Source organism: Candidatus Clostridium stratigraminis, assembly GCF_045310675.1.
GTDB lineage: Bacteria > Bacillota > Clostridia > Clostridiales > Clostridiaceae > Clostridium_AT > Clostridium_AT stratigraminis.
In genome coordinates this window covers 40082-60677 of record NZ_JBJHZZ010000010.1, presented here as the reverse complement: position 1 = coordinate 60677, position 20596 = coordinate 40082, and the positions used below count along the sequence as shown (strand labels likewise).

Annotated in this window: 16 protein-coding genes; 1 reads left to right on the top strand and 15 read right to left on the bottom strand. The window is 32.1% G+C overall.

From position 1 onward, the window contains the following. Nucleotides 1-11: 11 nt before the first annotated feature. The 10 genes from ACJDUG_RS13080 to ACJDUG_RS13035 form a co-directional block, all read right to left on the bottom strand. Nucleotides 12-4328 carry an acyl-CoA dehydratase activase-related protein gene (locus ACJDUG_RS13080; protein ID WP_406770328.1) on the bottom strand — a complete coding sequence of 1439 codons (4317 nt, stop codon included), beginning with the start codon at nt 4326-4328 and terminating at the stop codon, nt 12-14. 177 nt (nt 4329-4505) lie between these two features. After that, the gene (locus tag ACJDUG_RS13075; protein ID WP_406770327.1) at nt 4506-4904 is read right to left on the bottom strand and encodes a F0F1 ATP synthase subunit epsilon; all 399 of its coding nucleotides are present in this window, start codon (nt 4902-4904) and stop codon (nt 4506-4508) included. Between the two features lie 14 nt (nt 4905-4918). Continuing rightward, complete coding sequence (gene atpD, locus ACJDUG_RS13070) at nt 4919-6319, bottom strand: F0F1 ATP synthase subunit beta (protein WP_406770326.1); 1401 nt, start codon at nt 6317-6319, stop codon at nt 4919-4921. 180 nt (nt 6320-6499) lie between these two features. Then, the gene (gene atpG, locus ACJDUG_RS13065) at nt 6500-7363 is read right to left on the bottom strand and encodes an ATP synthase F1 subunit gamma (protein ID WP_406770325.1); all 864 of its coding nucleotides are present in this window, start codon (nt 7361-7363) and stop codon (nt 6500-6502) included. A 21-nt stretch (nt 7364-7384) separates the two neighbouring features. Then, the gene (atpA, locus tag ACJDUG_RS13060; RefSeq protein ID WP_406770324.1) at nt 7385-8902 is read right to left on the bottom strand and encodes a F0F1 ATP synthase subunit alpha; all 1518 of its coding nucleotides are present in this window, start codon (nt 8900-8902) and stop codon (nt 7385-7387) included. A 10-nt stretch (nt 8903-8912) separates the two neighbouring features. Beyond that, a complete protein-coding gene (locus tag ACJDUG_RS13055; protein ID WP_406770323.1) occupies nt 8913-9452 on the bottom strand; it encodes a F0F1 ATP synthase subunit delta in 540 nt (179 codons plus the stop codon). 1 nt (nt 9453) lies between these two features. Then, nucleotides 9454-9933 (bottom strand): F0F1 ATP synthase subunit B, encoded by a 480-nt coding sequence (locus ACJDUG_RS13050; protein ID WP_406770322.1) that lies wholly within the window; start codon nt 9931-9933, stop codon nt 9454-9456. A gap of 61 nt (nt 9934-9994) precedes the next feature. Then, complete coding sequence (gene atpE / locus ACJDUG_RS13045) at nt 9995-10228, bottom strand: ATP synthase F0 subunit C (protein ID WP_406766468.1); 234 nt, start codon at nt 10226-10228, stop codon at nt 9995-9997. Between the two features lie 129 nt (nt 10229-10357). Continuing rightward, the gene (locus ACJDUG_RS13040) at nt 10358-11038 is read right to left on the bottom strand and encodes a F0F1 ATP synthase subunit A (protein ID WP_406770321.1); all 681 of its coding nucleotides are present in this window, start codon (nt 11036-11038) and stop codon (nt 10358-10360) included. Nucleotides 11039-11042: 4 nt separating this feature from the next. Beyond that, the gene (locus tag ACJDUG_RS13035) at nt 11043-11417 is read right to left on the bottom strand and encodes a hypothetical protein (RefSeq protein ID WP_406770320.1); all 375 of its coding nucleotides are present in this window, start codon (nt 11415-11417) and stop codon (nt 11043-11045) included. Nucleotides 11418-11863: 446 nt separating this feature from the next. Here ACJDUG_RS13035 and ACJDUG_RS13030 point away from each other — a divergent pair, with 446 nt between their 5' ends. Further along, the gene (locus tag ACJDUG_RS13030) at nt 11864-12217 is read left to right on the top strand and encodes a tetratricopeptide repeat protein (protein ID WP_406770319.1); all 354 of its coding nucleotides are present in this window, start codon (nt 11864-11866) and stop codon (nt 12215-12217) included. A 29-nt stretch (nt 12218-12246) separates the two neighbouring features. Here ACJDUG_RS13030 and ACJDUG_RS13025 read toward each other — a convergent pair whose 3' ends face one another. The 5 genes from ACJDUG_RS13025 to ACJDUG_RS13005 all read right to left on the bottom strand — a co-directional run bounded on the left by ACJDUG_RS13025 (nt 12247) and on the right by ACJDUG_RS13005 (nt 20343). Next, the gene (locus ACJDUG_RS13025) at nt 12247-13428 is read right to left on the bottom strand and encodes a transglutaminase-like domain-containing protein (RefSeq protein WP_406770318.1); all 1182 of its coding nucleotides are present in this window, start codon (nt 13426-13428) and stop codon (nt 12247-12249) included. Nucleotides 13429-13448: 20 nt separating this feature from the next. Continuing rightward, nucleotides 13449-16322 (bottom strand): AAA family ATPase, encoded by a 2874-nt coding sequence (locus tag ACJDUG_RS13020; RefSeq protein WP_406770317.1) that lies wholly within the window; start codon nt 16320-16322, stop codon nt 13449-13451. Beyond that, nucleotides 16319-17662, bottom strand: a complete 1344-nt coding sequence (locus tag ACJDUG_RS13015) for a metallophosphoesterase family protein (RefSeq protein ID WP_406770316.1) — start codon at nt 17660-17662, stop codon at nt 16319-16321. The genes ACJDUG_RS13020 and ACJDUG_RS13015 overlap by 4 nt, the downstream gene beginning before the upstream one ends. A 145-nt stretch (nt 17663-17807) precedes the next feature. Then, nucleotides 17808-18665, bottom strand: coding sequence for a 2-oxoacid:ferredoxin oxidoreductase subunit beta (locus tag ACJDUG_RS13010; protein ID WP_406770315.1), 858 nt, complete (start codon nt 18663-18665; stop codon nt 17808-17810). A gap of 1 nt (nt 18666) precedes the next feature. Next, nucleotides 18667-20343, bottom strand: a complete 1677-nt coding sequence (locus ACJDUG_RS13005) for a 2-oxoacid:acceptor oxidoreductase subunit alpha (RefSeq protein ID WP_406770314.1) — start codon at nt 20341-20343, stop codon at nt 18667-18669. Nucleotides 20344-20596: the final 253 nt, after the last annotated feature.

Here is a 20596-nt window from a genome sequence, read left to right as displayed (position 1 = left end):
TTGTTATAATTTTAAATAGAATTCATTTCGCCTTCAAAATCATTGTCATTGTAATTAATCTTTTCATCACTTGCAGCTTCTTGTAATGCTCTCATGCTTTCATCAGCTTCTAAATTTTTAAAGGCTACAGACATCATAAGCTTAATTCTGTTTAATTGATTTACCTCACTGGCACCAGGATCATAGTCAATTGCTGTTATGTTTGCACCTTCAAATCTACTTTTAAGCGCTTTAATCATGCCTTTACCTGTAACATGATTTGGAAGGCAGGCAAAGGGCTGCATGCAAATAATATTTTTTACACCGCTTTCAATAAGTTCTACCATTTCTGCAGTTAAAAACCAGCCTTCTCCGGTTTGATTCCCTAAAGATAAAATTGGCTTTGCCCCTTTAGCAAGTTCTTTGATGGTGCTGGGTGCATGAAATCTTTTACTTTTCCTTAGAGCCTTTTTCATTTCTTTTCTGTATAACTCCATTGCAGAAATTGCCGCATTACTGATTATCATTTTCTTTTTTGTACCAGATAAATATTTATACTTGAAGTTTGCATCATAGGCACAGTAAAGTAAAAAGTCCAACAAATCAGGCATAACTGCTTCTGCTCCTTCTTCTTCAACAACATCAATAACATTATTATTTGCAGTTGGATGAAATTTAACAAGTATTTCGCCTACTAACCCAACTTTAGGTTTAAATATTGGTAAAATTGGAAGTTTATCAAATTCATCTACGATTTTATTTATGTTATTTTTAAAGGCTGAGAAGCTGCCTGTTATTATTGAAGATTTACATTCTTCTACTAGCTTTTCATAAAGGAAATTTGCAGAACCTTTAACTTTTTCGTAAGGGCGTACTTTTAAAAGCACCCTCATAAACAAGTCTCCATACACCACAGACATCATTGCTTTATTTAGTAAACCTGGAGTTAAGCTAAAGCCTGGGTTTTTCTCCATACCTAAAGCATTTAAGGATATAACTGGTATATTGGAGTAGCCAGCATCCTTTAAGGCTTTTCTTAAGAATCCTATATAATTAGTTGCCCTGCAGCCTCCCCCGGTTTGAGATATAATTACTGCTAGCTTATTTGTATCATAGCTTCCGGACTTAATAGCTTCGATTATCTGTCCCACAACAATTATAGACGGGTAACAAGCATCATTATTTACATATTTTAATCCCTCATCAACAGCCTTAATATCAACAGAAGGTAGCACTTTCAAATTATAGCCAGAAGCCTTAAAGGCAGCTTCTAAAAATTGAAAATGTATTGGGGACATTTGGGGAGCTAAAATAGTATATTCTTCCCTCATTTTTTCAGTAAATATAACTTTAGGTTCACTGACTTCATTATTTTTAGCCGTGACACCGTTTCTATCTCTTTCCTCTATTGCTGCCTTTAATGAACGTATACGAATTCTGGCTGCACCAAGGTTATTTCCTTCATCTATTTTAAGAACTGTATATATTTTACCAGTCTTATTCAATATCTCCTGTACTTGATCAGTTGTAACAGCATCCAAACCACAACCAAAAGAATTTAATTGAATAAGATCTAAATTATCCTGTTTACTTATATAATTAGCAGCAGAATAAAGCCTTGAGTGATATACCCATTGATCCACAACTCTTAAGGAATCTTCCCTTATAGCCAGATGATCAACAGAGTCCTCAGTAAGCACAGCCATACCAAACTCTGTTATTAAATTTGGAATGCCGTGATGGATTTCAGGATCAATATGATAAGGCCGTCCAGCAAGTACAATTCCTTTTTTCCCTGATTTTTTGAGGTAATTAACTACTTCCTCACCTTTATTTCTAATATCTACTCTTGACTTTTCCTGTTCAAGCCATGCTTTATCTATGGATATATTTATTTCATTCTTTGGTATATTTAATATTTTTAGTTCTTCATAAAGTCTCTTTTTTAATTTTTCTTTATTATCAAGTGCTAAAAAAGGATTCATGAAAGTAATATTTTCTTCCTTTAATATATCCATATTTGTCCTTATAACCTCTGAATAAGAAGTTACTATAGGACAATTATAGTTATTATCTGCTTCTTTATGTTCTTTTCGTTCAAAGGGAATACATGGATAAAATATAAATTTAATACCTTTATTTATTAAACTCATAATATGTCCATGACTTATCTTTGCCGGGTAGCAAGCTGACTCAGATGGAATAGTTTCAATACCTAATTCATAAATTTCCTTAGAGGATCTTGGAGATAATTCAACCCTGAATTTTAGCTCATTAAAAAAAGTAAACCAAAATGGATAATTTTCATATATATTTAATACCCTAGGTATTCCTACTGTACCTCTAACTGCTTCTTCTTTTCTTAGTGGTTTATAATTAAATATCCTATTATATTTATAATCATACAAATTAGGCAGCTTTTCTTTTTTGCTGCTTAAACCTAGTGGTCTTTCACATCTATTTCCTGAAATAAAGCTGTCTCCATTACCAAAATTATTTATGGTAAGTAGGCAATTATTAGTACATAATCCGCAGCGTCTCATAGTAACTTCTGTGCTAAAGCTATTTATACCTTCTAAATTTAATAATGTTGTTTCGCATCCTTCAGTATATCTTTCTTTAGAAATTATTGCTGCACCAAAGGCTCCCATTAAACCTGCAATATCTGGCCTTATTGCTTCTCTTTCAGAGATTAATTCAAAACTTCTAAGCACAGCATCATTGTAAAAAGTACCGCCTTGAACAATAATCTTTTTACCCATTTCTTTTGGATCACGAATTTTTATTACCTTAAGCAAGGCATTCTTAATGACAGAATAGGATAAGCCTGCTGAGATATCTCCGACAGTAGCACCTTCCTTTTGAGCTTGCTTTACTCTTGAATTCATGAAAACAGTACATCTTGAGCCTAAGTCTACAGGACTTTCACCGCCTATAGCAGAACTTGCAAATTCTTGAACACTCATATTTAAGGAATGGGCAAAGGTTTCAATAAAGGAACCGCAACCAGATGAACATGCCTCATTTAAAAGTATACTGTCAATTACTCCATTTTTTATTCTTAAACACTTCATATCTTGACCACCAATATCTAATATGAAGTCTACTCCAGGAAGAAAGAATTCTGCAGCTTTATAGTGAGCAATAGTTTCTATTTCTCCTATATCTATTTTTAAAGCTGATTTTAAAAGTGCTTCTCCATAACCCGTTACACAAGAATTAATTATTTTAGCATTTACCGGAAGTTTACTATATAAGTCCTTTAATATCTTTATGCTGCTTTTTAGTGGACTACCCTCATTACTGCCATAGTAGGTATAAAGAAGTGCGCCATCTTCATCTATTAAAGCAGCCTTTGTTGTAGTAGAACCAGCATCTATGCCTAAATAGCAGTTTCCACTATAGTTTTCTAAGGCAGCTCTTCTTACATTATTTTTCCCATGTCTTTCTTTAAATTCAGCGTAATCCCCTGAGCATTTAAATAAGGGCTCCAGCCTTTGTATTTCATGAGAAGTTTTCTCTTTAATTGTTGCTAGCTTGGCCGCTAGTACTTTAAATTCATAAATCTCATTATTTTTTGAAGCTAAAGCTGCACCTATAGCAACAAAGAGCTGAGAATTCTCAGGGAAAATCACCTGCTGAGGACTTAAGTTTAAGGTTTCAATAAACCTTTTTCTAAGCTCAGATAAGAAATAAAGTGGCCCTCCTAAAAAGGCTACATTCCCTCGTATAGGTTTTCCGCAGGCAAGCCCACTTACTGTTTGATTAACCACAGCTTGAAATACTGATGCTGCCACATCTTCCTTTGCTGCACCTTCATTAATTAGTGGCTGTATATCTGTTTTTGCAAAAACTCCACAGCGAGCAGCAATTGGATATATTACTTTATAGTTTTTAGAGAGCTCATTAAGACCAGCAGCATCTGTTTGCAGCAGTGAAGCCATTTGATCAATAAAGGCCCCAGTACCACCAGCGCAGGTTCCATTCATTCTCTGATCTATGCTGCCGTCAAAGTATGTAATTTTAGCATCTTCTCCGCCAAGTTCTATTGCAACATCTGTACTAGGAATATGTCTTTCAATAGTTTTAGTGGCTGCTATTACCTCTTGAATAAAAGGGACAGATAGCCACTTAGCAACAGATAGCCCGCCTGAACCTGTTATTGTTATAGTGATATTTTTATTTTCAAAAGCCAAATAAGCTTCATATATTAAATCTATTATTGTTTGTTTAATATCAGAAAAATGTCTTTGATATTTACTAAATAATAATTTATCATTATTATCTATAACTACAATTTTAACTGTAGTTGACCCAACATCTAAGCCAATGTGTAATAAGTTATTCATATATAAAATAGCTCGTAAGCTATTAACCCTCCCCCCAAAAGCAAAGTATACCACCACTATTATATGGAATTTTTCCTATAATAATGTTCTAAAATATATTATAATTATATAACCTAATAGTAAAATATTCAACTTTAAAAAAATCCAAATGACATTACAACGCCATTTGGATTCATTTTAGTCTTTTGTTCTTAATCTAGCTAAAGCTCTTTTTAGCTTTAATTCTGCTCTCCTATAATCGATGTTTTCTTTTTCTCTAAGCAGCTGTTCTGCCTTCTTTTTTGCTTCTTCAGCTCTCTTTACATCAATTTCCTGCGGCCATTCCACATCCTCAGAAAGTAAGTTAAGTTCATTTTTTTCTATTTTTAAAACTCCTGTAGAAGTGAATAACTTTAATTTTTTTCCATCAACTGTAGTAAAGGTTGTAACCGTTGGAACAATTGAAGTAACCATAGGAACGTGATTTGGGAGTATTTCAAGGCGTCCTATATCATTTTCTGTTGTGAGGTCAATCACTTCACCTTCATAGGCCTTTCTTTCAGGAGTGATTATATTTAACTTTATAGTATCAGCCATTTAAATCTCCCCTTTTACTTATTCATCATGGTCTTAGCTCTTTCAACTGCCTCATCAATGGTACCTACATATAGGAATGCAGACTCTGGTAAATCGTCATGCTTACCTTCTATTATTTCTTTAAAACCCCTTACAGTTTCCTTTACAGTTACAAACTTTCCTGGAATGCCTGTAAACTGTTCTCCAACTGTAAATGGCTGTGAAAGAAATCTCTGAATCTTTCTTGCTCTTGAAACAATTAATTTATCCTCATCAGATAATTCATCTACACCTAAAATTGCTATTATATCTTGGAGTTCTTTGTATTTTTCAAGTATGTGTTTAACATCATTTGCTACTTTATAATGTTCTTCTCCTACAATTCTAGGATCTAGTATTCTTGAGCTTGAATCAAGTGGATCTACTGCTGGATATATTCCAAGTTCAACTATAGCTCTTGATAAAACTGTAGTTGCATCTAAGTGGGCAAAAGTAGTTGCAGGAGCTGGGTCAGTTAAGTCATCAGCAGGAACATATACAGCCTGAACTGATGTTATTGAACCTCGTTTTGTTGAAGTAATTCTCTCTTGCAAAGCTCCCATTTCTGTTGCTAAGGTTGGCTGATAACCAACGGCACTTGGTATTCTACCTAGCAGAGCTGAAACCTCTGATCCTGCCTGAGTAAATCTAAATATATTATCTATAAATAGAAGCACATCCTGACCTTGGTCTCTAAAGTATTCTGCCATTGTAAGCCCAGTAAGTGCAACTCTCATTCTAGCTCCTGGTGGTTCATTCATTTGTCCAAATACCAGTGCTGTCTTTTCAATAACACCAGATTCTTTCATTTCATAATAAAGGTCATTACCTTCTCTTGTTCTTTCACCAACACCAGTAAATACGGATATTCCACCGTGCTGCTTAGCTATATTGTTTATTAGCTCTTGAATAAGTACTGTTTTTCCTACTCCAGCACCACCGAAAAGTCCTATTTTACCTCCCCTTTGATAAGGAGCAATAAGATCTATAACCTTTATACCTGTTTCAAACATCTCAGGTGAAACAGATTGTTCTTCGAAAGAAGGTGCTGGTCTATGAATAGGATATAATAAATCAGTTTTTACCTGCTCCCCTTCATCTATAGTTTTTCCTAGTACATTAAATAGTCTTCCTAGACATTCTTTACCTACAGGAACTAATACTGGTTTACCAGTATCATAAGCTTCCATCCCTCTTTTTAAACCTTCGGTAGCATCCATGGCTATGGTTCTAACTATATCATCACCAACATGCTGTTCAACTTCTACTACTAAGGTTTCATCATGAGGCAGCTTTATTTCTACTGCATTATATATGCTAGGAAGATTTTCTGAATCAAATTTAATGTCTACTACTGGTCCTATAACCGAAATAACTTTACCAACGTTATTAGACATCAGATACCCTCCTGTATTTCTTATTCTGCACACAATGATTATTAATCATTGTGCCTCCTGTATTCTTATTTAATGGGTAACCTGTACTCAACCTCACCGGCTAGGTTACCCGTAAAAGTCCATTTAGGACTTTTACCTGTACGTAATGATTATTAATCATTACGCCTACTTTATTCTAATTTATTTTTGTGCTTCAGCTCCGCCAACTATTTCTGAAATTTCCTGAGTGATGGCACCTTGTCTCATTCTATTATACTGCAGCTTCAATTTATCTAGGAGTTCATTTGCATTTTTTGTTGCCCCATCCATAGCCATCATACGTATTGCCTGTTCACTAGTTTTTGAATGTATTAAATAGCTGAGCATTTTTTCTCTGATATACATGGGAAAGATATTATTTATGAGCAAATCAATATCAGGTTCAAACTTCATGTATTTCCCAAACTTAGTATTATTAAAATCATAGGCTCTTTCCTTTAAAGGAAGTAGTCTTTCTACAACTATTTCTTGACTATTTTGGGCGTGAAATTCCATATAAATAACATTGATTTCTCCAACCTCTCCTTTTGTATACATTTCAACTGCAGCATTTCCGATAGTCTTTGCTTCCTTGGTAGTTGGTACATCGGGTAAATTAATAAATTTAGCTCCTACATCATAGTTAAATCTATTGAAATAAGAGACACCCTTTTCTCCAACAGCCATTATTACTGAGTTTTCTCTGTCCTTTGATATTTCTTCAGCTGCTTTATTTAGGATATTAACATTATAGGAGCCACAAAGGCCAGAATCAGAAGTAAGTACTATATAGAGCTTCTTATTTATATTATTTCCGTTTATATAAACATTCTCTACTTCATTATTGTCAAGAACTTCATTAAGAATTTTACTAAAGTACTCTCTAAACATATCATTAAACTCAAGAGACTGTTTAGTTTTTCTTAATTTAGCAGTGGCAACAAGTCCCATGGCATTTGTAATCTTTCTTGTACTTGTTACGGATTTAATTCTTCTTTTTATAGCTACAAGTCCTGAACCTGCCACACCTTACACCTCCTTCAGCGGCTATGCTTCCTCTTTAGAGAACACATCTTTAAATTCTTTAATTGCCCCTGAAAGAGCATTTTTAATTTCATCGTTTAACTCTTTCTTTTCAGCTATCATCTGACCAACATCTCTATGATGTGTATCCATAAATTCTAAGAAACTCTTTTCAAATAATTTTATTTTTTCTACTGGTATATCCATTAGGAAGTCATTTGTAGCTGCAAACAAAATCATAACCTGCTTTTCAACTGGCATTGGTTCATATTGATCTTGCTTTAATATCTCAGTAATTCTCTTACCTTTTTCAAGCCTTCTTTTTGCTTCTTTATCAAGATCTGATCCAAATTGTGAAAAAGCAGCTAATTCTCTATATTGTGCAAGGTCTAATCTTAAACTACCTGTAACCTGCTTCATAGCTTTAATTTGCGCACTGCCGCCAACTCTGGAAACAGATATACCTGCATTAACAGCCGGTCTTTGTCCTGCGAAGAACATATCTGCCTCTAAGAATATCTGTCCATCTGTTATAGATATAACATTAGTTGGAATATAAGCTGTAACGTCACCTGCTAGAGTTTCAATTATAGGCAGTGCAGTAATAGAGCCTCCGCCTAATTTACTAGAAAGCTTTGCAGCTCTTTCTAAAAGCCTTGAGTGTAAGTAAAAAACGTCTCCAGGGTATGCTTCTCTTCCTGGTGGTCTACGAAGTAATAGAGCCATAGCTCTATAAGCAACAGCATGCTTAGAAAGATCATCATATACAATAAGTACATGCTTTCCTTTATGCATAAAATATTCACCCATACTGCAGCCTGCATATGGTGAAAGGTATTGAAGTGGTGAACTTTCTGCTGCAGTGGAAGATACGATAATTGTATAATCCATTGCTCCCATTTCACTTAAGGTATTATAAATATGTGCTACAGTAGATTGCTTTTGGCCTATAGCCACATATATACATATAACGTCTTTTCCTTTTTGATTAATAATTGTATCAATAGCCAGGGCTGTCTTACCTGTCTGTCTGTCACCTATAATAAGTTCTCTTTGCCCCTTACCTATTGGAATCATAGAGTCTATAGCTTTTATACCTGTTTGAAGCGGTTCTTTTACTGACTGTCTTTCAATAACTCTAGGAGCAATAATTTCTATTGGTCTATATTCAGCAGCCTTTATTGAGCCTTTGCCATCTATAGGAACGCCTAATGCATTAACTACTCTACCAAGAAGTTCTTCACCAACTGGAACTTCAACTACATTACCAGTTCTTTTAACTACATCTCCCTCTTTAATGCCTGCTTCACTTCCAAGTAAAACGGCACCTACATTGTCCTGCTCTAAGTTAAGAGCCATGCCAAAAATACCAGTAGAAAATTCTAGAAGTTCACCTTCCATACATTCGTCTAATCCATATATTCTGGCAATTCCATCTCCTACCTGGATTACAGTACCTGAATCTACAGTCTCTAGCTTGTTTTCGTATTTTTCTATTTGCTGTTTAATAATAGACGTAATTTCTTCAGGTCGAATATTCATTATTTCACCTCTATTCCGTTTTAAGGGTCATTTTTCTAATTTCCTCAAACTTTGTTTTTATAGTTCCATCAATTACATCGTTTCCGACTCTAACGTATACTCCACCAATGATATCCTTATCTACTTCTTCGTTTAAAATTATTTTTTTGTTATATTTTAATTCAAGTTTTCTAATAAGGTCATTTTTCTCATCGGCAAGAAGTGGAACCACAGTTTTAACAAGAGCCAATAAAGTTTGATTTCTTTCTAAGTGAATTTTCTTTATTTCTTCTATAATACCCTTAAGATTTAGAAGCCTGTTTTTTTCAATAAGTAATAATAAAAATGATAAAACTTCTTCATCAGTCTTACCCTTGAATATATTTTCAAATAATTCCTTTTTCTTTGTAGTACTCAGTTTAGGGTGTCTGATTAATTCTAAAAGTTCTTCATTTTCATTAATAATATTTAATATATCACCTAGATCCTTAATAAATTCTTCAGTTTTAGCTCTTTCCTCAGCTACTTCATATAAGGCAAGTGCATATCGTCTATCTAAATATTCATACATATTAAATACCTACCTTAGCAATGAAATCCTTTATTAACCTTCTATGTTCTTTTTCATCAATAGCTGTATCTAAGGCTTTAGAAGATAGTAAAATTGCCAAATCAATAGCTTGTGATTTAATTTCTTCTTCTGCCTTTTCTTTTTCTCTTTCAGAATCCTTTCTCGCCTTATCAAGTAGGGATTCAGCATCTTCTTTAGCCTTGGTTACAATTTCATCAGATAACTTTTCGGCTTTATTTTTCATATCTTCTACTATTGTTTTGCCTTCTTCTTTAGCAGCCTTAAGCTTCTCTTCATTTTCTTGTCTTAAAGCCTCAGCTTTTCTTTGGTTTTCTTCAGTTATATCAATTTTTTCCTTAATTTCATTTTCTCTAGTTGATATAACATTAGTTACTGGCTTAAAGAGAAAGTGCTTTAAAATAAATACCAATAAGATGAAATTAATAAATGTGGCCGAGACTTCAAACCAATTTATATTCATGGGTTTTGCTTCCCCCCTTTAGGGTCAAATTTTTATAGTGCCTAAGACACTACCAAATAAACTAACCAGTAATTTTACCTAATATCATTATAGCAACTAGTAAACCATAAACAGCTGTAGCTTCTGCGAAAGCATTACCAACTAGTAAAGTTGCTGTAATCTTACCACTAGCTTCTGGTTGTCTTGAAATAGCCTCTACAGCCTTTCCAGTTGAAAGTCCTGTTCCTATTCCTGCACCAATACCCACGAATACTGCAATACCTGCAGCTAAAGCCATAATTCCTGCACTTGTCATAATAAAATTCCTCCTTAAAAGATAAGATTTAGTTTCTTTTTTGTTTTGGATATTTATATAGTCCTGCTTTAATTTCTTCACAAAATAAAATATTAAAAGAAATATAAGACAGGATATTAACGAGAAAATTTAATGCTCTGCAATAATTTTTAAATTTATAATAGTAAGCATCATAAATACTACCATCTGCACCGCACCATCAAAAATATCAAAATACATATGTGCAAAAACAGGTAAGCCTATTTGAGCAAACCAATTTACATGACCTAAGGACTCATATATAATTGCCATAATTGTAGCAGCCGCAGTCATATTACCAAATAGACGGAGACTAAGAGAAACTGGAAGCAAAACTCTTTCCAGAATATTCATTGGCAGCATAAAAGCCATAGGTTTTCCATAGCCTAAGAAGTAATGTAGTAATCCAACTTTTCTAATTGTGTAAACTTGAATTACACAAAATGAAGTTAATGCCATTCCTAGGGCAACACTATAATCTACCGTTGGTGGTTCAAATCCTAAAAGTCCCGTTAAGTTCATTAAAAGTAGGAATAAGATTAACGAACCAACATAGGGGGCAAATTCTACATACTGAGGTCCCATGTTATCCTTAACAAAGTTATTAAGTGCCACAACAACAGCTTCTACAGCAGATTGTTTCTTACCTGGTATTCTTTTTAAGCCCCTTGTTAGAAAAATACTTACCAAAATTAATAAAAGCATAATAATCCATTGTATTATTATGTTTTGAGTAAATCCAAAGGTTTTACCAAATATCGTTACATCAAACAATGGTTCTAATGTATCCACAAAATCACTTCCTTTCACCTAATAAATTAATAAAGCCATATAAAATTAAAGCTAAAAAATGTGAAGTAAATCCCAAAATATATGTAATGATATTATTAACATTATTATGGTAGATAATTATTCCTACAATACAAATAATAATCACTCTTACAAAATTACTTATACTGCCAAGAGCACTATATTTATTGGATACCTTTAACAAATTACTTCTAGTAACTATGCTAGATATAAGAAAATTTATAGCTGCAATAAATAGCCCTAATAAAAAAAGATAAGCCTTTGCATTAAAAACAAGCTGTACTATAGGAGTTAAAATTATTGCTAAAAGTATATCAAAAAAAGCCACCCTTTTTAGCATAATAGACACTTCTTCAAACAATTAGTTATCACCACATTTCATAGAAAATATTATATACTCTATGATGCATTTAGCAATTTTAATTAAATGCTAAAACTGACCATTTTCATTAATGTAAACGTATTGAGGCATAAATTGCCATCCAAATCATTGTTAGGGATCTATTATCAGAAGTTTATCAATTTGATAAAAACTCAAGATATTTTTATGTATTTTAGTGTAATAAATGCTCCTATTTTCTCAAAATTAAGAATAGGAAAATAAACACAACACTTAATTACAATATTCTACATAAAACCTAAAATTCCTTTTTATTTTATACTTTTTATTAAATAATATGTATATCTCCCATAATTTTGGATATTATTTTAAATGGAATATTTTACTTAATTATTAAATATACATTAATAAAAATATCCTATGGATAAATTTAGTTTTATATCATTTAAAATAATGGGAGGAAACATATGAATTACTTCGAAAAAGCAAATGATCTATACAACACAAAAGATTATTTAAAAGCCATTTCCATGTATAAAAAGGCAATCAAGACTAAGGAAAACGAAGCAGCCTCCTTATATAATACTGCTGTATGCTTTATTAAATTAAAGGAGTATGAAAAGGCAATACCATTACTAAAAACTGCTATCTTAAGAAGAAGAGATAGTAAATATTTCTTTAATCTGGGCTATTGCTTTGCAATGCTAAATGATAATAAAAAAGCTTTGATTTATTTTAACGCTGCCTGGGCTATTGATAATGAAGATAGCGATTGTGAAAAAGCAATAAATTTAATAATTAAAAATTATAAAAGACCTTAGCTTTCACTAAGGTCTTTCTTATTCCTGTATTACCATTCACCAGCAATATTAGCATTCCTATGATCCCGTTCAAAGCGTACACTGTCGAAATAGTTTCCGCCTTTATAAAAGGTTGAGTCTACATTTATCCATTTGCTTTCTTCGGGAATATAAACCTGATTCCATGCATGGCTTACCCAGCTAACTCCATTAAAACCTTCCCCTGTAAGCAGCCTTACTTTAAGTCCGTTAGCTCTTGCCATTGCTACATAAAGACTGGCGTAATCAAAACAAATTCCCTTTCTACTCTGAAAGGTTGGTATAGCACCAGATTTAATATTATAGTCATTGTTAAGAACTTGCACTGCTTTTTCATCATCATAGTTTATATTGCTTCCAATCCAATTATATAATATTTTAGCCTTACCTTTACTAGAAGTGCTCTTACTTCCAAGTTCTCTTGCAAAACTATCTATATCACTGTTAGATCTAACGCCTTCATCTAGAGTAACTCCATTGTAATAAATTATCACCTTTCTATTGTTTATATTTTGTATAGAATTATTAACCTTATCCTTCTGCGATGCATCTTTAATAACAACCTTAAAAGAATTGTTTAATACATTAGGAAGCTGCTTTGCTACAGCCGAATTAGTAGCAGGTATAACCACTTCCCTGCAGAGATAATTATATGGCTTTGAGGTTTCCAGATAGCTATTAAACTTACCTGATATATTAAACATAGAAAACATATTAAGCAAAAATGTTATAAGCAATCCATATACTATTGCTCTTGGAATCTGAAAAACAGCCCCGCTAAATCTTTTAAAAAGATTACTCTTTTTATCCATAAACCTTTCCAGTAAATCTACTGCAGGATAAAAAGCTATTTTATTTATAATATCTATAAGGTAGATAATAATTTTATAGATAGTAAAAATTATTAAAGGAATTAATACTACAAAATATATTACATTATTTCTGTCTACATAATTGAAAAAGTCATTAGGTAATAGCCTTGCTAATTGCTGATATACTACTCCCTTATGTTCTATAAAGGTAGTTTTACACAAATAAATCCCCGCAAATAAGGAAATAATAAATGCGATATTACTGCCTACCTCATGTATATCTCTTTTTATATTTATTGATGAAAATTTATATAAAAATCCTTTTAACACAGGATATATAAATGCCAAAATGATTAAAAATGATATGGGATTAAGCTTCATAATTTCCCTCCTGTATTGCTTTACCGCACACAACAATTATCGATTATTACGTCTTCTGTATTCATATTTTTTGTCAAGTGGTCTATTAATTCTTCGCTATTAGTAAGCTCAAATTTGCCTTTATTTAATTTCCAATATTGAACATCACTTTCTATAGTTTCTATTTGCTTAATTACCTCTCCATGACAAGTCAAAATAAATATTTGATTATTTTCTGAGAGTTCAGTAATAAGTTTAAGTGTATTTTTCACATGTGAATCATCAAAATTTACAAAGGGATCATCAAAAATTATAGGCAATTTTTCTTTAATAGCTTTAATTCTATTAAGCCTTACAGATAAAAATAGCTGTTCTATTGTTCCTCTGCTTAAAATTGAGGTGTTTTCTTCTACTTTTCCCTGTGCTTCTACTGCTTTAAAATCAGCCTGTAGTAAATTATCACCAGGTAATACAGCTTTATACTCTCCGCTAGTAATTTTACTAAATATTTCACCTGCACCATTTAGAAGTTTATGCTTGGCATTATCTAAAAATTCATTTTGGACTGTTTCTAAAATATATTCTGCAGCGCTTAACACAGAATACTTAACAGCCATGGGTTTGAGGCTTAAACGACCTTCGTCTATTAAAGCTTGGGCTTCCTGTAATTTGCTTGAAGTAGCTAAAGTATCTAGCTCGAATTTAACCATTTGCATCTCTTTTTTTAAAGCTTCTAATTTGCCATTAGCTTCCTTCAGCTTAATTTCTAAATTTACTAGTTCATTTTGGATTTCCACTTTTACAGGATAAATATTCAGCATACTATAAAAATACTCTAATGTTTCAACTTTATCAATATTATAAAGTTTTCCAACTGTTTTAAAAGCACTGCAAATTCTCTCACTGCTTAAATTCTTTATTAAATTTTTTTCTATAGCTTGACACTTATCTCTAAGAACATTTTTAGCATTAAAAGCCTTATACTGGTCTAAAAGCTTTGGAACAAGAAAATCTAGCGACTTATTATACTCTTTAAGTCTTAATTTATCATTTAGCTTAGTTTCTGAAATTAATAATTTATCTTTAGCGTATACTATCTGCTTTGCTTTTTCCAGCTCTTTATCAAGCATTTCAAGACTACTAAAAATCTCCTCGCTGAAGGTTAAAATATTGTCCATATTAGGTTCATAAAGCTTAATAAATTTATTAACTAGGGTATACATTCCTTTAAGATCTACATTTATATTTTCTTTGCCATTTTCTTTTTTATCCTTTAGATTAATTAAAGTTTTTATATTGAGCTTAAGCACTTTTATCTCTTTAAAATATTGAAGTAATCCTTGTTCAGATATATCTTCTTTTATCATTAGTTTTTCTTTGTACATATTATAGCTATTCTTTAGAGAAGCTTCTTTTATATTAATATTTTTAAGCTTTTCAATATATATAGCTTCTTTATTTTCAGCAGTTTTTAATTGGAGTTTAAGACTTATTAAGCTACTGTTTATTTGATTTAAATTTCCTTGTTTTATAAAAAAATATAAGGCAGCAGATGTAATACCTGTAATGAAGATGCCGTAAGCTAAAGCCTTACTTAGGAAATAAATTAGTATTCCAGTAAACAAAATAACAAAGGATATAAATAAATAGCTTTTAAAAGAAGAACTAAATTCATTATTTTTTAATGCCTTCAGCTCTTTTTTCAAGGTCTCAATTTGATCTTTTTCAACCTCTAACTCCTCATTAAATTTAAGTTTTTGCTCCTTCATATATTTCACATTTTCAGTTAAGTTAACCAGTTTATCTTCTCTTATTAAATCACTTTCAATATTTAAAATCTGATCATAACCATTATTAGAACTGAAATTTAAATTTTCCATAGCTTTTAAAACTGTTTCATTTAACATTTCAACAGCATTACTTAATTCCGACTGATCAAGAAACATCTGTTTAAGACCAGAAATATTTTTTACATAAAACCTTATTTTGTCTTGAAATTTAAGTAATTGAATACTTGTATTCACATCTTTAGCAATAACATTATTATTAACTAGTACTTTATTATATGAATTATAAACTTCGCAGTACTCCTCATACATTGCCTCTGCAGTTTCAATAGCTGGTAAACTATAAAAATCAAAATCAAAGTTTTTTTCACTTAATATTTCAAGCTCATTATTTAATTTACTTAAATCCATGTAGTCTTCATAGTTATTATCAAGTACTTCAAAAACTAAAATTTGATCCTTTAAAATATCTATTTCACCTATTTTAGATATTATATCTTGGTTTAACTTAGCTTCATTTGCTTCTTTAGCTGTAAATTTATCCACCTGATCCAAAGCCTCATCCCTATTATTAACACCAGTAAGAAGTTTTTCATAATATGGTTTAAAGAGCTTTGCTTTAGGGCTTCCATTTTTACCGCCTATTTTTTCTTTATCCTTCCTTATTTCATCAATTAACTTTGGTACATGAACTATATCACTAATGCCTGCCCCAAGTAAAACCGCCTGCAGCTTTTCTTCATCATTTTTATTGTTAAGTTTTTTAAGTTCATCTAAGGTAATGGTATATAATTGACTATAAGTGAATTTATCAATATCTCCATATAATTTATATATATATTTGCTGCTTTCATTTTTAAAGCTTATTTGAGGCTCCTTTAGCCCATTAATTCTTAATGAAAGTTTTTCTTCATTTTCATTCACTAAATCACATTCCAAATAATACTCAACTGAAGCAGGTCTTAAATTCTTAGGAAATCCAAAAGGCATATTTCTTAGGATATCTAGAAATGTTGTTTTCCCTGAACGATTTAGTCCTCCAATAACAACGATTTTAGGCGATATATTTTCCATTAAGGCATTTCTATAAATGCCTAAGTCACCTATGTATAATCTATTTATCTTCATTGCTTTTCTCCTCTTTCAAGCAAAAGGTCTATAATTAGCTGCTTAGCCCTTGAAATTATGGATTCATAAGTCTCTTCATCTAATTGAAGCTTTTTTATATTAAAGTCCTCTTTATCCTTAGCAACCTCCCAAATAGCTCCAAGCTTCTTTGATAATTGAATTTTTAATACTTCATCCTCAAGGCACTTATTAGCAATTAAGTCAATTGATTTTATCATTTCATTATCCTTTAGCAGTTCTTCATAATCTTCAATAGGTTTTCCTACATAAAATTCAATTGAGTTTACATAAATAAAGGGATGTTTTTTCACAAATTTACTATTTAGATTTTCTATTAAAGCTTCCTCTACCTCTTCTTCTTTTTCATTTATATGTTCATATATCTCTCCCCTACCCGCTATTTTTAAGTTAACTATATATCCCTTAGTTAAGCTCCAATTTTCATAGCAAAGGCAATTTAAACCAGAAAGCTTCGTTCTTTCTTTATTTTTAAGGTCTTCTAAATTATTAGTAATGACATTCTCCAAATCGCTTAAATTTTTTACATCAAAATCTTTTATATTAATATTCATGTTTTCCCATATTATTGGTGAGGTCTTTATGAATTTTATTTCATTAATAATATTATCAGCTGCCTCTATAAGCACAGCTCCTCCTATGCCTTCCTCCCCAGAATCTCTGCCCTGTGGTATTCCTGGATATATTGCATATGGTACATGTCCATTAATAACTTGAGGCTTATGAATATGTCCTAAAGCCCAATAATCTATATTTTCAATAGCCTTTAAATCTGAAAAAGTACAAGGTATATAGTTATTTGACTTATCAAGCTGAGTATGAAGCATAGCAACAGTAATTATATTGTCCTTAATAAGCTTATAATTCTCAAATATTTTTCTGCTATCTGAGGTATCTCTATAGGATTGTCCTATTATTTTGCAATAAATGTTTTGTTTATAATCCTTTAACTCAAATATTTCTGCTTTTTCAGCACTAAAAATATGTACATTAGATGGTAGTTTAAAATATTCGCTATTCTCTCTAGCTGGATCATGATTCCCACCAATGATGAAAACATCAATATTTTCATCTTTTAGCCTTAAGCACTGCTTTACAAAAAAACTATTAGCCTTAACGGATCTTGAATCTCTGTCATATATGTCTCCGCTAAGCAAAATAAATTTAACCTTTTCCGAAATGGCAATATTAATAATTCTTTCAAGGGAATCATACACCGCGTTATCTATTTTTTCCGCTAAACCTTTATTTGATTTTTGTCTTATATGGAGATTGCTTCCTAAATGGATATCTGCAGCATGAATAAACTTAAAATTTGTCATTATTTTCTCCTTTCAGTCAAAACCCGTTAACGTCCATTTAGGGCCTTAACCCCTCATGCCTATAATATTATATTATAGCATCCTAAAAGCATTTAAAGATACAATAAAAAAGCAAACTAGTTTAATCTAGTCTGCTTTTTACTATCTACATAAAATCTTTCATGAACTTTCTAGCATACTGAGGCTCCCATTTTCTAGTTATTAAAGGCTGTCCTTTAGTAATATAAGAAAGGCTATCCGTATATTCTGCTCTTTCTTCCTTGTATATAACTCCTAGAGGTATTCCCTTATCCCATTCCATAGCCTTTTTTAACCCATCTGCCTTATTTGTAGGATCATAATTATCTTCCAGTTTATAGGTGTTTTCTTTATACCACTTAAAAGTATTCACATGATTGAAGGTTACGCAAGGCTGTAATATATCTACTAATGAATATCCTTTATGAAGAATTGCCTGTTTCATTATGCTAATTAAATGCTCTTTATCTCCTGAGAAGCTTCTTGCTACAAAAGTTGCTCCAGCAGTTATAGCAAAGGCAAGAGGTCTAAAGGCATCAACCATTGTACCGTCAAGCTGCATAGAAGTTTTTTGTCCCTTATCTGTAGTTGGTGAGCCCTGCCCTTTTGTAAGGCCATAAATTTGATTATCATGGACAAAATGTGTTATATCAATATTTTTTCTTATATTGTGAAGAAGGTGATTTCCTCCTTCGCCGTAGGAGTCTCCATCCCCAGAGTTTATAATTACCTTTAAATCTTTATTAGCTAGCTTAATTCCCACAGCTGGAGGTACTGCTCTTCCATGAAGACCATTAAAGCCATTAACATTTATATAATGTGGGGTTTTAGCTGCCTGACCTATTCCCGATGACATTACTATTTCATGCGGCTTTATATCTAATTCAGCTAAGGTCTGCTTTAAAGCTGCTAGTATTGCAAAGTCTCCACAACCTGGGCACCATGCACACTCCTCTTGTGTTTCAAATAAGTTTATATCTAACATGTTATACCCCTCCCTTAACTTTTGAATAAATTTCTTGTGAGCTTAGTTGTCTTCCGTCATATTTTAAAATACATCCTGTTGTTCCTATTCCAGTTTCCATTCTAATAAGTTTTGCCAATTGACCGTTATAATTTTGTTCTACATTTATAATTTTCTTTGCTAGAGCTGAATAGTTCTCTAAAAGTTTAGTTGGAAGTGGATATATGTCTCCAAATACTAAGGCACCTATAGGAATGTTTTCATCTAACAGCATAGAAACTGCTTCCTTAAGGGGACCATACATGGAACCCCAGCCAAGAAGTAAAATTTCTGGCACTTCTGTTCCAAAATACTCTGGTTCTATTAGTTCTTTCTTTAACAGCTCAAGCTTTTTCATTCTCTTATCCATTTGCGCTATACGAACTTCTGCGCTTTCTGTTATCTGGCTATCATCGGTGTGTTCATCACTGTCAACGAGAACCACTGCGCTTTCATATTTCCCTGGAATTATTCTTGGAGATATTCCAGTTTCAGTTATTTTATATCTCTTATAGCTTCCATCTTCCTCCAAGGCTTCACTTCCTGAAATATGTCTTTCAATTCTTATATTATTAAAATCAAATTCCTCCATAACAGTTACTGTATCTGCTAAATACTGATCAGTGAGTAATATTACAGGCATCTGGTATTTTTCCGCCAAATTTAGTGCCCTTGCAGTGTTGTAAAAAGCATCCTTTGCATCTCTAACAGCTAAAACCATTCTTGGGCCTTCGCCATGTGAAGCTGTTAATAAAAAGCTTAAGTCACTCTGTTCAGTTCTAGTGGGAAGTCCAGTTGCTGGTCCTGGTCTTTGTGAATCAATTAACAAAAGAGGTGTTTCGGTGATACTTGATAGGCCGATAGCTTCTACCATTAGTGAAACTCCACCGCCTGAACTTCCTGTTGCTGCACGAGCACCTGCATAAGAAGCGCCTAGAGCCATATTTATAGCAGAAATTTCATCTTCAACTTGTTCTACTATTATACCAGCCTCAGCCTGCTTTTTAGAAAGATAGGTCATTATACTTGTAGCAGGTGTCATTGGATAGGCAGAATAAAAGTCCAAGCCCCCTGCCAATGCCCCAAGGGCTATAGCCTCATTTCCGTTTATCATAATATGCTTATCGACATGACCTTTAGGAAGTTGAAAATATTTTTTAGAGGCTTCTTTACCCATTTGAAATGCTTTTATATTTTCCTCTACTAATTTTCCGTCCCACTTTTTACTAAATAAACTTTCAATATTATTAAACTCTATACCAAAAAGCTCTGCTAGAGCACCAACAGCTGCTATACCAAATACCTTTGGATTTCCTGCATCTTGTGCAATTTTTTTCATAGGCACTGTTAATAGTCTTCCATCTTCTATTTTAATTGTATCATCGCCAATAATTATACCCATAGAGTCAAGTCTATCAATATGATAGTCAATAGTATTTTTATCTAATGCTACAATTACATTTAAAACAGGAAAATGTGAATTTATTACTTCATCTCCAAATCTAATTTGTATAAAATTATGTCCTCCACGAACTCTTGACATATAGTCCTTTGATGAATGAAAATAATAACCGCTTTTCTTTAATATTCTTTCAAATATTGCACTAATAGTATCCATACCCTGCCCAGCAGAGCCGCCTATTAAAATGTTATATTTCAATTTAATTCATCTCCTTTAAATATTACACGTTTTGATATATATTATTAATTGATAATTGTTATCATTTGATTACATTATATATTACCTTCCTACATTAATCAATACCTATTAAAATAATATTTACTATAACTTGACATAAAAATTACCTTATTATATGATAAAAAGAGGATTTTAATGACCTTAATCCTCTCTTTTATGAGAGGTTTTTATTTTATATGGGCATACTTTAGGTGATTAACCATTAAATAATTAT

What these genes read in the sequence shown, in the direction of transcription:
- ACJDUG_RS13080 (WP_406770328.1), bottom strand. Translation starts at nt 4,328, where the DNA reads ATGAATAACTTATTACACATTGGCTTAGATGTTGGGTCAACTACAGTT.
- ACJDUG_RS13075 (WP_406770327.1), bottom strand. Translation starts at nt 4,904, where the DNA reads ATGGCTGATACTATAAAGTTAAATATAATCACTCCTGAAAGAAAGGCC.
- atpD (WP_406770326.1), bottom strand. Translation starts at nt 6,319, where the DNA reads ATGTCTAATAACGTTGGTAAAGTTATTTCGGTTATAGGACCAGTAGTA.
- atpA (WP_406770324.1), bottom strand. Translation starts at nt 8,902, where the DNA reads ATGAATATTCGACCTGAAGAAATTACGTCTATTATTAAACAGCAAATA.
- ACJDUG_RS13055 (WP_406770323.1), bottom strand. Translation starts at nt 9,452, where the DNA reads ATGTATGAATATTTAGATAGACGATATGCACTTGCCTTATATGAAGTA.
- ACJDUG_RS13050 (WP_406770322.1), bottom strand. Translation starts at nt 9,933, where the DNA reads ATGAATATAAATTGGTTTGAAGTCTCGGCCACATTTATTAATTTCATC.
- atpE (WP_406766468.1), bottom strand. Translation starts at nt 10,228, where the DNA reads ATGACAAGTGCAGGAATTATGGCTTTAGCTGCAGGTATTGCAGTATTC.
- ACJDUG_RS13030 (WP_406770319.1), top strand. Translation starts at nt 11,864, where the DNA reads ATGAATTACTTCGAAAAAGCAAATGATCTATACAACACAAAAGATTAT.
- ACJDUG_RS13025 (WP_406770318.1), bottom strand. Translation starts at nt 13,428, where the DNA reads ATGAAGCTTAATCCCATATCATTTTTAATCATTTTGGCATTTATATAT.
- ACJDUG_RS13020 (WP_406770317.1), bottom strand. Translation starts at nt 16,322, where the DNA reads ATGAAGATAAATAGATTATACATAGGTGACTTAGGCATTTATAGAAAT.
- ACJDUG_RS13015 (WP_406770316.1), bottom strand. Translation starts at nt 17,662, where the DNA reads ATGACAAATTTTAAGTTTATTCATGCTGCAGATATCCATTTAGGAAGC.
- ACJDUG_RS13010 (WP_406770315.1), bottom strand. Translation starts at nt 18,665, where the DNA reads ATGTTAGATATAAACTTATTTGAAACACAAGAGGAGTGTGCATGGTGC.